At 69.6% G+C, this 12,323-nt stretch carries 10 protein-coding genes and 1 pseudogene; 8 read left to right on the top strand and 3 right to left on the bottom strand.

Annotation, left to right across the window (positions count from 1 at the left end):
* Together VGD44_RS02960 and VGD44_RS02955 are read right to left on the bottom strand one after the other, a co-directional pair.
* Positions 1-144 (bottom strand): FAD-dependent oxidoreductase (locus tag VGD44_RS02960; protein ID WP_331083713.1); only part of this gene is annotated, 144 nt, incomplete at its 3' end.
* A gap of 181 nt (positions 145-325) precedes the next feature.
* Positions 326-1,630, bottom strand: a complete 1,305-nt coding sequence (locus VGD44_RS02955) for a M20/M25/M40 family metallo-hydrolase (RefSeq protein WP_331083711.1) — start codon at positions 1,628-1,630, stop codon at positions 326-328.
* A 185-nt stretch (positions 1,631-1,815) separates the two neighbouring features.
* Between VGD44_RS02955 and VGD44_RS02950 the strand changes: the two genes are divergently transcribed.
* The 7 genes from VGD44_RS02950 to VGD44_RS02920 all read left to right on the top strand — a co-directional run bounded on the left by VGD44_RS02950 (position 1,816) and on the right by VGD44_RS02920 (position 11,165).
* Positions 1,816-3,627, top strand: a complete 1,812-nt coding sequence (locus tag VGD44_RS02950; RefSeq protein ID WP_331083709.1) for a DUF885 domain-containing protein — start codon at positions 1,816-1,818, stop codon at positions 3,625-3,627.
* Positions 3,627-5,432, top strand: a complete 1,806-nt coding sequence (locus VGD44_RS02945) for a DUF885 domain-containing protein (RefSeq protein ID WP_331083707.1) — start codon at positions 3,627-3,629, stop codon at positions 5,430-5,432. Before VGD44_RS02950 ends, VGD44_RS02945 begins: the two co-directional genes overlap by 1 nt.
* A gap of 5 nt (positions 5,433-5,437) precedes the next feature.
* Positions 5,438-7,276 carry a DUF885 domain-containing protein gene (locus VGD44_RS02940; RefSeq protein WP_331083705.1) on the top strand — a complete coding sequence of 613 codons (1,839 nt, stop codon included), beginning with the start codon at positions 5,438-5,440 and terminating at the stop codon, positions 7,274-7,276.
* Between the two features lie 181 nt (positions 7,277-7,457).
* Positions 7,458-8,357: an alpha/beta hydrolase gene (locus tag VGD44_RS02935; RefSeq protein ID WP_331083703.1), complete on the top strand. Its 900-nt coding sequence runs from the start codon at positions 7,458-7,460 to the stop codon at positions 8,355-8,357.
* Positions 8,357-9,136, top strand: coding sequence for an alpha/beta fold hydrolase (locus tag VGD44_RS02930; RefSeq protein ID WP_331083701.1), 780 nt, complete (start codon positions 8,357-8,359; stop codon positions 9,134-9,136). The genes VGD44_RS02935 and VGD44_RS02930 overlap by 1 nt, the downstream gene beginning before the upstream one ends.
* A 24-nt stretch (positions 9,137-9,160) precedes the next feature.
* Positions 9,161-9,400 (top strand): hypothetical protein, encoded by a 240-nt coding sequence (locus VGD44_RS02925; protein ID WP_331083699.1) that lies wholly within the window; start codon positions 9,161-9,163, stop codon positions 9,398-9,400.
* 79 nt (positions 9,401-9,479) lie between these two features.
* Positions 9,480-11,165 (top strand): hypothetical protein, encoded by a 1,686-nt coding sequence (locus tag VGD44_RS02920; protein ID WP_331083697.1) that lies wholly within the window; start codon positions 9,480-9,482, stop codon positions 11,163-11,165.
* A gap of 13 nt (positions 11,166-11,178) precedes the next feature.
* Here VGD44_RS02920 and VGD44_RS02915 read toward each other — a convergent pair whose 3' ends face one another.
* Positions 11,179-11,931, bottom strand: a complete 753-nt coding sequence (locus VGD44_RS02915) for a LytTR family DNA-binding domain-containing protein (protein WP_331083695.1) — start codon at positions 11,929-11,931, stop codon at positions 11,179-11,181.
* 178 nt (positions 11,932-12,109) lie between these two features.
* Between VGD44_RS02915 and VGD44_RS02910 the strand changes: the two are divergent.
* Positions 12,110-12,323, top strand: a pseudogene (locus VGD44_RS02910) (DUF2306 domain-containing protein); the annotation flags it as partial.

The raw sequence follows: 12,323 nt of genomic DNA, 5'->3' as shown, positions 1-12,323 counted from the left end.
CCCGCCGCGGCCGGCCATCAGGAACTTGCGCCCCACCGACGGCATGCGTTCGTAGACCGTCACGGCGCAGCCGGCCGTCGCCAGATGCTCCGCGGCGAACAGGCCTGCGGGGCCGGCGCCGATGATGGCGATGGTCGTTGTCATGCTCCCTTCCTCCTCGATGGAGGAAGGCCCGGGATGGAGGTGTGCGCAGGGGGCTGGCCTCGTGAGGCGCCGGCCAGCGCCATCGGCGTCACCTCAGCGGCCACACCTCCACCCAACCCTCCTCCATCGAGGAGGAGGGCAGTGTGGGATGCGGGTGGGTATTGTGGAATGGTGAGCGTCCCTACGTCCCCGCCATCGCCAGCAGCGCGGCCAGGCCCACGGACATGCCCTTGACGCTTTCCGGCTTCGACACGTCGATCCATTCGTCGAGGGCGTGCGCCCGCCCACCCTGGCCGCCGGAGCCGATGGTGACGGCCGGGATGCCCAGGCTGATCGGCACGTTGGAGTCCGTCGAGCTCGCGCCCAGCACCGGCTCGTAGCCGGCGGCGCGGACGGCCGCGGCGGTCATCTGCACGATCTCGGCGTCCTCGCGGGTGTTCCCCGTCGGGCGGTCGCCGATCACCTTGATCTCGGCGCTGACCTTGCCCTGGGCGGTCGAGCGGGCGACGTTCTCGGCGTCGACCGCGGCGGCCACGACCTGCAGGAACTGGGCGTCGACCTTAGCGAGCTCGTCCTTGCTCTCGGAGCGCATGTCGACTTCGAGCCAGATGGCGTCGGGGATCGAGTTCACGGATGTGCCGCCGCCGACCACGCTGGTCATGTAGGTGGTCTTGGGCTTCGTGGGCGTCTTGATCTTGTTCATCTCGACCACCGTCGTCCCCATGGCGGCCATTGGGTTCACCAGGCCGTAGGCGCCGTAGCTGTGCCCACCCGGGCCCTTGAAGGTGACGCGGTAGCGGCGCGACCCCACGGCGCCCGAGGTGACGCGCGGGGCCGAGGTTCCGTCCATCGAGAAGAAGGCGGCGACGCGGTCCTTGTACTTGCCCTTGGTGAAGAGGTAGCGGACGCCGCGCAGGTCGCCGGGGCCCTCCTCGCCGACGTTGCCGACGAACAGGATGTCCTTCTTCGTCTGGACCTTGCCGGCGTCGAGCGCGCGGATGTAGCCCAGCAGCACCGCCAGCGAATGGGTGTCGTCGCCGACGCCGGGCGCGAACAGCCTGGTCCCCTCGCGGCGGACCTTCACGTTGGTCCCTTCCGGGAAGACGGTGTCGAGGTGGGCGGCGATCACCACCACGGGGCCGCCCGGCTTGCCGGTTCCGCGGCGCAGGCCCATCACGTTGCCCTCGGCGTCCATCTCGACGTCGGCGAGGCCGTGGGCCTTCAGCATGGCCATGTAGGCCTCGGCGCGCTTCTGCTCCTTGAAGGGCGGGGCGGGGATCTCGGTCAGCGTGATGGTGTCGGCGACGATGCGGTCGTGCTGGGCGTCCAGGGTGGCGAGCGCGGTCTTGAAGCCGGCGCCGCCGCGGATCTTGGCCAGCGCCTTGTCGGCCTGGGCCGGCGTGACGGGCTTGGGCTCGGCGAAGGCGGGCGCGGCCAGGGTAAGCGACAGGACGGCGGCCAGAGCGCACCGCGAAACACGTAACATCGAAATGGATTCCTTGCCTGCGAGCGGCGGCAATACAGCCGATCTGACCGCCCTTCGCTAGGGGGCAGGGGAAGCTTGTTCCGCATTACCGGGATTTAATGCGCCATACCAACCCTTCTGCCTTGCCGCTGCCTCACCGCGCCCTCTAAGCCTTCGCATCACGAGAAGTTACGGGGAGGCGTTACGTGCAGAACCGCCGGCAACTGATGATGGCCGCGGGCGCCGCGGTGGCCCTGGCGGCCACGCGCGCGACGGCCCAGCCGACCGGCGCCGAGGCGCAGCTCACGACGTTCCTGGACCAGGTCTTCAAGGAGGCCCTGGAGGACAGCCCCGAGCTCGTCACCTCGCTGGGCCTCGATAAGGGCGAGCGGGCGGCGGCTAAGTCGCAACTGCACGACGCGTCACTGGCCGGCGTGGCGAAGCGCCAGGCTCGCAACGCCGACCAGCTCCGCCGGCTGAAGGCCATCGACCGCAAGCAGCTCGGCGGCATGGCGGCGGTGAACTACGACACCCTGTTGTTCGAGCTGGAGTCCACAGACGAGGGCGCCAAGCGCTTCAAGTACGGCGGCGCGGGGACGGGCAGCCCGTACGTGCTGGCCCAGATCTGCGGCGCCTGGCAGGAGGTCCCGGACTTCCTCGACAGCCAGCACTCGATCGAGACGCGTGAGGACTGCCAGGCCTACATCGCGCGCCTGGAGGCCTTCGCGAAGTCGATGGACGACGAGGTCGAGCGGGTCCGCCACGATGTGGGCCTGGGTGTCGTGCCGCCGGACTACGCGATCACCGGCGCGCTCTCGGGCATGAAGGTGCTGCGGGCGCCGGCCGACACGTCGACCCTGGTCACCTCGCTGGCCAACCGCGCGAAGGCCAAGGGCGTCGCCGGCGACTGGCTGGCGGCCGGCGGGGCCGCCTACGAGGGCAAGGTGGTCCCGGCGCTGGACCGGCAGATGGCGCTGCTGGAGAGCCTGAAGGGCAAGGCCGTGCACGAGGCCGGCATCTGGCGGCTGCCCGACGGCCAGGCCTACTACCACCACGTCCTCGCCGCGCAGACGACGAGCAAGATCACCCCCGACGAGGTCCACAAGATGGGCCGCGAGGTGACCGCCGAGCTGTCGGCCCGCGCCGACGTGCTGTTCAAGCAGATCGGCTACACCAAGGGCAGCGTCGGCGAGCGCTACATCGCCCTCTACGAGAGCAAGCAGGGCGTCTATCCGAACACCGACGCCGGCAAGGCCCAGATCATCGCCGACCTCAACAAGGTGGTGGCCGCGATGCAGAAGCGGCTGCCCGAGCAGTTCGGGACGCTGCCGAAGGCCGGGCTGGAGATCCGCCGCATCCCGCCGGCCACCGAGGGCGGCGCGTCCACCCACTACGAGGCGCCGAGCCTCGATGGCTCGCGTCCGGGCGTCTACTGGCTGAACCTGCGCGACACGGCCGAGAGCCCGTACTGGTTCCTGCCGACCACGACCTACCACGAGGGCCTGCCCGGCCATCACATGCAGATCGCCATGCAGCGCGAGGCCGACCTGCCGATGATCCGCCGGGTCATGGGCTTCGGCGCCTACGCCGAGGGCTGGGCGCTCTACTCCGAGCAGGTCGTCCAGGAGATGGGGCTCTACAAGGGCGAGCCGCTGAACGAGCTGGGCTACATCCACGACGCGCTGCTGCGTTCGGCCCGCCTGGTCTGCGACTCGGGCCTGCATCACCTGAAGTGGTCGCGCGAGAAGGCCATCGCCGAGATGCGCGCCATCGAGGGCGACCCCGAGCCGCTGGCCGCACAGGAGATCGAGCGCTACTCGGTCTGGCCGGGCCAGGCCTGCAGCTACATGGTCGGCAAGGTCACCATCCTGCGGCTGCGCGAGAAGGCGAAGACGGCGCTGGGGGCGAAGTTCGACCCGCGGAAGTTCCACGACGCCGTGCTGCTCTCGGGCTCCATGCCGCTGACCGCGCTGGAGAACGTCGTCGACCTCTACATCGCGAGGACGAAGGCGGCGTGATGGACCGCCGCACCTTCCTGGCCACCGGTGCGGCGCTCGCCGCGGCCGGCCCCGCCTTCGCGCAACACACCGCCGAGGACGCCAAGCTCCGCGCCATCTTCGACCGCATCTTCGAGGACAACCTCGCCGAAAGTCCCGAGGCGGTGACCCGGCTGGGCCTCGATAAGGGGCCGCGGGCGGCGGCCAAGTCGCTGCTCGACAGCGCCTCGATCAAGTCGCTGGACGAGTCCAAGGCCCGGACCCGCAAGCACCTGGCCGAGGTGAAGACCATCGACCGGACGAAGTTGTCGGCCTTCGACCAGGCCAACTACGACGCGGTGCTGTTCCAGCTCGAAGGCAACGCCGAGACCGGTCGCCGCTACGCCTACGGCCAGGAGGGGGCGGGCCAGCCCTATGTCCTGTCGCAGCTCACCGGCGCCTATCAGGACGTCCCGGACTTCCTGGGCTCGCAGCATTCGATCGAGACCAGCGCCGATTGCGACGCCTACCTCTCGCGCCTCAAGGCCTTCGCCACGGTGATGGACGAAGAGGTCGAGCGGGTCCGCCGCGACGTGTCGCTGAACGTCGTCCCGCCGGTGTTCATCCTGGAGCGGGCCGTGCAGCAGATGTCGGCGCTCAGGGCGTCGGAGCCGGCGGCCTCGCCGCTGGTCACCCAGCTGACCCAGCGCGCCGCGGAGAAGGGGATCGGCGGCGACTGGAAGGCGCAGGGCGAGCGGATCGTCACAGCCGACGTTTATCCGGCGCTGGACCGCCAGATTGCACTGATGAAGTCGCTGCAGCCCAGGGCCACGACCGAGGCGGGCGTCTGGAAGCTGCCCGACGGCGAGGCCTACTACCGCGACGCGCTGAAGAACTTCACCACCACGACGCTGACGCCGAAGGAAGTCCACCAGATGGGCCTCGAGACGGCGAAGGAGCTGAACGCGCGGGCCGAGGCGATCCTAGCCAAGCAGGGGATGACCAAGGGCACGGTGGGCGAGCGCATCGCCGCGCTCTTCGCCGACACCAAATACCACTACGCCAACACCGACGCGGCCAAGGAACAGCTGATCGCCGATCTCAACAAGCAGGTGGCCGCGATCCGGCCGCGGCTGCCAGAGATGTTCGGCGCGCTGCCCAAAGCCGACGTCGAGATCCGCCGCGTGCCGAAGTTCATCGAGGCCGGCGCGCCCGGCGGCTACTACAACCGCCCCGCCCTGGATGGCTCGCGGCCCGGCATTTACTGGATCAACCTGCGGAACAGCGCCGAGAACCCGTCCTGGACGCTGAAGACGCTCACCTACCACGAGGCGATCCCGGGGCATCACCTGCAGCGCTCGCTGCAGCAGGAGGCGGACCTGCCGATGCTGCGGCGGACGGCGGGCTTCCCCGCCTTCGCCGAGGGCTGGGCGCTCTACGCCGAGCAGGTCGCGCTCGAGATGGGCATGTACAAGGACGATCCGCTGGGCGAGCTGGGCCAGATTCAGGCCTCGCTGTTCCGCGCCGCGCGCCTGGTGGTCGACACCGGCCTGCACGCCATGAAGTGGAGCCGCGACAAGGCCATCGACACCATGGTCTCGATCGACGGCAGTCCGCGCTCGTCGGCCACCACCGAGATCGAGCGCTACTGCATCCGTCCGGGCCAAGCCTGCGCCTACATGGTGGGCAAGCTCACCTGGCTGCAGTTGCGCGCGAAGGCCCAGGCCGCCCTGGGTCCCCGCTTCGACATCCGCAAATTCCACGACGCCGGACTGCTCGGCGGCGCCATGCCCCTGACCGTGGTCGAGGGCGTGATCGACCGCTGGATCGCCACCCAGAAGGCTTGACCCGTATGAACGCCATCGACCGCCGCAGCTTCCTCGCCACCACCACCGCCGCGGCGCTCGCCACGGCCGCCCCGGCCTGGGCGCAGGCGCGCGACCCCAAGGTCGCCGAACAGTCCAGGGCGCTCACCGCCTTCCTCGACGCGCAGTACGAGGAGGAGGTGCAGATGGATCCTGAGGAGCTGACCTCGCAGGGCCGCAAGGAGCAGTACGACAAGCTCACCGACCGCAGCGAGGCCGCCGCCGACCGCCAGCTCGCCTGGCGTCGGCAGAGCGTGGCCAAGATGAAGGCCCGCTTCGATCGGGCGAAGCTGGATGACGCGGCCCGCACCTCGTTCGACATGTGGGCCATGGAGTTGGAGCGGGCGCAGATCCGTAACCAATGGCGCCGCCACCGCTACGTCTTCGCCCGCGGCTCGGCGCACGTGGGCCTGCCGAACTTCCTGATCAACTTCCACCGCGTGGACGAGCCGGCCGACCTGCAGGCCTATGTCGCGCGGATCGCCTTGATGGACGAGGCGCTGGATCAGCTGCTCGTGCGGGCCAAGGCCGGCGCCGCCGACGGCGTGCGCATGCCGCGCTTCGACCACAAGCAGGGCCTGGCCGACATCGCCCGGGTGACCAAGGGCGCGCCGTTCTCGGCCGGCGACGACTCCCCCCTGTTCGCCGACGTGAAGAAGAAGGCCGAGGCGCTCAGGGCCGCCGGCAAGATCGACCAGGCTCAGGCCGACGGCTTCGTGAAGGCGGCCGCCGACACCATGACCGGCCAGATGAAGCCGGCCTACGACCGCCTGGCCGCCTGGCTCACCGAAGACATGGCCAAGACGCCGGAAGCCGCGAGCGGCGCGCACGCCCTGCCGAACGGCCGCGCCTACTACACCGCGATGCTGAAGCTGCAGACGACCACCGACATGACGGCCGACCAGATCCACGCGCTGGGCCTGTCGGAAGTGGCGCGCATCCGCGGCGAGATGGAGGCGCTGAAGACCAAGGTGGGCTTTGCCGGCACGCTGCCCGAGTTCTTTGACTTCATGCGGACGGACAAGCAGTTCTACCTGCCCAACAGCGACGAGGGCCGGGCGCAGTACCTACAGCGCGCCGAGGCCTTCCTCGATGAAATGAAGCGGAAGATGCCGGAGTACTTCGGCATCCTGCCGAAGGCCGACCTGGTGGTGCGCCGGGTGGAGGCCTTCCGCGAGATCCCGGGCGCCGCCCAGCACTATTTCGCGGGCACGCCGGACGGGTCGCGGCCGGGAATCTACTACTCCCACCTGTCGGACATGAACGCGATGCCGACCTACCAGCTGCAGAACATCGCCTACCACGAGGGCCTGCCCGGCCATCACATGCAGATCTCGATCGCCCAGGAGCTGACAGGTCTGCCGAAGTTCCGCACCCAGTACGGCTACACCGCCTTCTCGGAGGGATGGGGCCTCTATGCCGAGGCGCTGCCGAAGGAGATGGGTCTCTACACCGACCCCTACAACGACTTCGGCCGGCTCTCGGGCGAGATCTGGCGGGCGATCCGGCTCGTGGTTGACACCGGCATCCACCACAAGGGCTGGAGCGAGGAGCAGGCCGTCGCCTACTTCATGGCCAACTCGGCCCAGCCGGAGGCGGCGATCCGCGCCGAGATCCAGCGCTACTTCGTCAATCCGGGGCAGGCCACCTGCTACAAGATCGGCATGCTGAAGCTGCAGGCGCTGCGCGACGAAAGCCGCCGCGAGCTGGGCGCGAAGTTCGACTACCGCAAGTTCCACGATGTGGTCCTGAGCGGCGGCAGCCAGCCGCTGCCGGTGGTCGAAGCCAACGTGAAGCGCTGGATCGCGAGCCAGAAGGCGGCGTAGGAGCTTCGCAGGCGCTCAACAGGAACCGCGGAAGAACGCGGAAAGATGCGGAATCGGTCTCGCGCCTTCCGCGTTCTTCCGCGCCTTCCGCGGTTTGAATCCTGCGGCGCTGACGCGCCGTTACCCTCGACAAGCCCGCGCGATGGGCCTTCGATGCTCCCCACAACGAAGGGAGGACGCGATGGCGCGGGCGCAGGCCAATGGGATCGAGCTCGAGTACGACGTCACGGGGCCGGCGGACGGCGAGCCGCTGATCCTGATCATGGGCCTGGGCGCCCAGATGACGCGGTGGCCGAGCGCGTTCGTGGACAAGCTGGCGGCGAAGGGGCTGCGGGTCATCCGGTTCGACAACCGTGACATCGGGCTCTCCAGCAAGCTGGAGGGGGTCCCAGACTTCCCGTCGCTCTTCAAGGCGCTGGGCGAGGGGAAGAAGCCCGATGTGCCGTACCTGCTGGACGACATGGCGAAGGACGCCATCGGCCTGCTGGACGCGCTGGGGATCGAGCGCGCGCACGTCGTCGGCGCCTCGCTGGGCGGGATGGTGGCGCAGTTGGTGGCGGCCGACCATCCGGAGCGGACGCTGTCGCTGACGTCCATCATGTCCACCTCCGGCAACCGCGAGCTGCCGCCGGCCAAGCCCGAGGCGATGGCGGTGCTGAACGACCGTGGCCCGGACCCCTTGGTCGACTTCGAGGGCTACCTCGACCACAGCGTGAAGGGCGCCGTCGTGGTGGGCTCGCCCGGCTATCCGCCGAACCTGGAGGAGACCCGGCTGCGGATCAGGAACGACTTCAACCGCAGCTATTCGCCGGCCGGCTTCCAGCGACAGTACGCGGCCGCGGCGGCCTCGCCAGACCGGCGGCCGAAGCTGGCCACAATCAAGGCGCCGACGGTGGTCATCCACGGCTCGGACGACCCGCTGGTGCCGCTGACCGGCGGCCAGGACACGGCGGCGAGCATTCCCGGCGCGGAGCTGGTGGTGGTCGAGGGCATGGGCCACGACTTCCCGCCGGCGCTGTTCGACACCATCGTCGACGGGATCATGAAGGCGGTGAGCCGGGCCAAGGCGGAGGCCGCCTGATGCCGATGCTCAAGCGCGACGACGGGGTCAGCGTCTACTACGAGGTCCACGGGAAGGGGCCCACGATCCTCCTCACCCACGGCTACTCGGCCACTTCCCAGATGTGGAAGGGGCAGATCGAGCCGCTGTCGAAGGAGCACCAGCTGGTGATCTGGGACATGCGCGGCCACGGCCAGTCCGACAGCCCCGACGACCCCGCGCTCTACTCCGAGCCGGCGACCGTGGCCGACATGGCGGCGCTGCTGGACGAAGTGGGCGCGAAGAGCGCGGTGATCGGCGGCCTGTCGCTGGGCGGCTACATGTCGCTGGCCTTCCACCGGGTCCACCCCGAGCGGACCGAGGCGCTGCTGATCATCGACACCGGTCCCGGCTACAAGAACGACGAGGCCCGAGACGGCTGGAACCGCAACGCGCTGAAGACCGCCGAGCGCTACGAGACCGATGGGCTGAAGGTGCTGGAGGCGGGCAGCGCCGAGCGACGCTACGCCCAGCACAAGAGCGCCAAGGGCCTGGCGCTGGCGGCGCGCGGCATGCTCACCCAGCGCGACGCTGGCGTGATCACCTCGCTCCCGGACATCCGCGTGCCGTCGGTGGTCGTCGTGGGCTCGGAGGACACACCGTTCCTGGCCGCCAGCGACTACATGGCCGCCAAGATCCCGGGCGCGCGCAAGGAGATCATCGAGGGCGCCGGCCACGCGGCCAACATCGACAAGCCCGAGGCGTTCAACGCGGCGATCACCGGGTTCCTCAGCGGGCTGCCGACGCGAACCGAAGCTTAACCGCAATCATGCGACGGTGGCTGCATGTCGATGGAAATCGTCAACGGCTACGTCTGCCGCAACTGCAGCGACGTCGAGCTGGCCAAGAAGGGCGTCGATCCGGCAAAGCCCGAAGAGGCGACCAAGGTCGAGGAAGCCAAGCCCGAGCGGGGGCCTGCGGTGACCTATGGCGGGTCGCTGTCGCCGCCGCCCGAGCTTTCGCCGACACAGGTGGTGCAGGCGGCGCCTTACGTCCCCGGGTCGACCGTCAGCCTGAAGGCGTAACAGCGCAACGTCGGACTTTCCGAACGTGACGTTCGGCGCCAACCTCCGCCGCAATATAGCCCGGGGAGGGAACGCCATGATGCGCGTGAGCCTGTTTGCCGCCGTGAGCCTGTGGGCCACGGCCGCTGTCGCCCAGCCGCACGACATGAAGGGCATGAGCATGGGCCTGCCGCCCATGCCCGCCATCTACGGCGGCCAGGCGGACAAGCCGGGCGCGCCGGTGTTCGGCAACCTGGGCGACCACCACATGAAGGTGACCGCCACGCCCGAGGCGCAGAAGTTCTTCGACCAGGGCGTGCGGCTGCTGTTCGGCTTCAACCACGCCGAGGCGATCCGCTCGTTCCGCGAGGGGGCCCGGCAAGATCCCAACTGCGCCATGTGCTGGTGGGGCGTGTCCTTCGCCCTGGGCTCGAACATCAACCTGCCCATGCAGGACGACGCCGTCGGCCCGGCCTGGCAGGCGCTGAAGAATGCGCAGGCCCTCGCGCCCAAGGTCTCACCCAAGGAGCAGGCCTGGATCGCGGCGCTCGGCAAGCGCTACGCCGAGAGCAAGCAGGCCGACCGCGCCAAGCTGAACGCCGACTTCGCCGCGGCCATGGCCGACCTCGCCAAGCAGCACCCCGACGACGTCGACGTGCTGACGTTCTGGGTGGAGTCGATGATGGACACTCAGCCCTGGGACTACTGGGAAGCCGACGCCAAGACGCCGAAGGGCCACGGCGCGGCGATCGTGGCCACGCTGGAGCAGGTGCTCAGCAAGGCGCCGAACCACCCGGGCGCGCTGCACCTCTACATCCACGCCGTCGAGGCCTCGACCACGCCCGAGCGCGCCGAGCCCGCGGCCGACCGGCTGCTGAAGCTGATGCCGGCGGCCGGGCACATCGTGCACATGCCCAGCCACATCTACTACCGCGTCGGCCGCTACGCCGACGCCGCCTCGGCCAACGAGGCCGCCGCCAAGGTCGACGAGGACTACATCGCCGCCTGCAAGGCGCAGGGGTTCTATCCGGCCGGCTACTACGGCCACAACATCCACTTCCTCTGGACCTCGGCCGAGATGGAGGGGCGCTACCAGACCGCCATCGACGCCTCGCGCCGGCTGGTGAAGGCGGTCGACGCGCCGAACCTGTCGAAGCAGATGTCGATCGCCGAGCTCTACAACTTCACGCCGGTGGTCACACTGCTGCGGTTCGGGAAATACAAGGAGATCCTGGCCGAGCCCGCGCCCGACAAGGTGCTGGAGCTCGACACGGCGATGTGGCTCTACGCCCGGGCCTTCGCCCAGGCGAACACCGGCGACGTGAAGAGCGCGCAGGCCAGCCGCGCGCGGATCGCGGCGCTGCAGAAGATCAAGTTCGACAAGTACGTGGCGTTCAATGTGCCGGCGGAGGCGATGATCCCGGTGGCGCTGGCCAGCGTGGACGGCGAGATCGCGCGCAAGTCGGGCGACCTGCCGGGCGCGATCGCCCACTTCAAGAAGGCCCAGGAGCTGGAGCGCAAGCTGCCCTACACCGAGCCCGCCTACTGGCACCGGCCGGTGGCGCACCTCCTGGGCGCGGCGCTGCTGGAGGCCGGCAAGCACGCCGAAGCCGAGGCCGTCTACAAGGACAGCCTGCACCACTACCGCCGCGACGGCTGGGCGCTGATGGGCCTGACCAAGGCGCTGCAGGCGCAGGGCAAGAGCGAGGAGGCGGCGCAGGTCGGCCGCGAGTTCGGCGACGCCTGGCGGCGCGCGGACACGACGATCTCGACGTCGCGGCTGTAGCAGCGCCCCGCCGCTAGAACCACCCCGCCTGCTTCAGCGGCCCGGCGTTGCTGCGGCTGATCGGGATGGTGAGCCCGCATTTCAGCTTCGCCTCGCCGCGGCCGCGCAGCCACTTCACGTCGTCGATGGCGTCGGCGGCGACCCACCAAGAGCGGTGGGTCTGGAAGCCCGGCGCGGCGGCCAGTTCCTCCAGGGCGTCGGCGAAGCGGGCGGTGATCAGCTCGTCGCCGGCGTCGGTGTGGACGCGCAGGTAGTGGTCCTCGGCTTCGACGGCGAAGAGGGCGGCGGCCCGGCGCTTGGCCGACAGGCGCTGGCGGAAGGCGGTGGTGGGGTCTTCCTCCGGCTCCGGCGCGACGACCACCGTCACCCGCTCGGCCCACGCCAGCTGGCGCAGCGTCATGACCGCGAAGCAGACGACGAACACCTGGAAGGCGGGCTCGGCGACGTTGGCCAACGTCAGCCGCATGCCGCCCAGGTAGTGGTTGGTGAAGCCGACCAGCACGGTGACGAACGGGGTCATGGCCGTGCTCACCAGCAGCACGCGGCCCCAGAAGTAGGGCACGCGATGGCGCACCGGCTCGTCGATGGCGACGCCGATGAAGCCGCCGCCCACCATGCAGATCTGCCAGTAGAGCAGCCGCTCGGGCAGCGTCCGCTCGGACGAGCCGAAGGGACCCAGGAACGCCATGATGACGCCGACGGCCACCCATAGGGCGAGGTCCGCGGCGAGGCGGCGGATCCAGGGTCGGGCCAGCAGGTCTGTCATCGCGGCTCTTGGAGGGCTCTTGGCGGCCTGAGTCGTTCGCGGCGATCCTGCCACGACTGGCGGAATAGGCGCAGCCGTTCGCGCAAGCCTGGCGCCGCTCGCGTATCCCCCCCTTGGCGCGGGACGGCGAGGCGGCCACCCCTTGGTCATCGACTTTAAAGACCGGAGCCGATCCCCAATGACTCGCATCCTCCCCTGGACCCTGTGGGGCCTGGCCGCCTTCCTCAGCGTGGGCGTGGCGGGCTACGCCTACTACTTCGCGCCGCAGGTCCAGAACCTGTCGCCCGAGGTGTTCGGCAACCTCTTCTCCCGGCCCTGGCTGACCCTGCACGTAGCCGGCGCCGGCACGGCGCTGATGGTGGGCTGCTTCCAGTTCCTGCCGGCCGTGCGCC

Source organism: Phenylobacterium sp. (assembly GCF_036402295.1).
Lineage (GTDB): Bacteria > Pseudomonadota > Alphaproteobacteria > Caulobacterales > Caulobacteraceae > Phenylobacterium.
Note: the sequence above shows the minus strand (reverse complement) of the source record. Positions and strands in the feature narration are given on the sequence as shown.